This window comes from Streptomyces sp. T39 (genome assembly GCF_008042045.1).
Taxonomy (GTDB): domain Bacteria; phylum Actinomycetota; class Actinomycetes; order Streptomycetales; family Streptomycetaceae; genus Streptomyces.
Window position 1 is genome coordinate 1 of sequence record NZ_RDBP01000168.1, and the last position, 769, is coordinate 769.

Below are 769 nucleotides of genomic sequence, written 5' to 3' on the forward strand. Positions count from 1 at the left end.
GTCGCCCGGGCCGAGGCGGCGATCGCCGGCCGGAACGACGACTGGCTGGCAGCCGTCCGAGCCGACTGGCAGAAGCACTTCGCGTCCTTCTACAGCGAGGCGCTCTACTTCTCCTTCCCCGGCTGACGGGCCCGCGGCGTCGCGGCCGCCCGGCGGGGGTGTTGCATCCCGGCTGCGCACTCCTGCCTCTCATGCGCCGAGCTGCCCTTCGTCCTGAGCCGTCCGGCCCGGCGTCGTACGCCCGGCGGCTGCTTCGGCCAACTCGTCGAACGTACGGTTCAGCACCGACCGCCGGTCCTCCTTGAAGCCCGGCGTGGGCTCCCTCCCGACTGCTCCGATGTGACGACGGCACCGGCCTGCCGCAGGACTCGCCCCACCTCGTTCCCCGGCGTCCGGCGACAGGTGTCGTGCCGCCGTTCAGCGGGAGTTCGTCGTTGAGGAGACCGCCTTCGAAGCGGTCCCGGACATGGCGCGACGCCGCGGGCCCGTCAGCCGGGGAAGGAGAAGTAGAGCGCCTCGCTGTAGAAGGACGCGAAGTGCTTCTGCCAGTCGGCTCGGACGGCTGCCAGCCAGTCGTCGTTCCGGCCGGCGATCGCCGCCTCGGCCCGGGCGACGGCGTCGGGGATGTCGYCGGACGCCAGACGCCGCACGCTCGCCGCCGGGTCGTCGTCCGTCAGCGAGACGATCTCCCCGGTCTCGAGGACGACGTACTTCGCCTGCTGCTTCTCGAGATGAGCCGTGGTCCGGGCAACGCAGTCGGCGAACTCGG

1 pseudogene is annotated in these 769 nt (G+C 71.9%); it reads right to left on the reverse strand.

The window, feature by feature from the left end:
- Positions 1 to 488: 488 nt before the first annotated feature.
- Positions 489 to 769 (reverse strand): annotated as a pseudogene (locus tag EAO77_RS36450) (hypothetical protein); the annotation flags it as partial.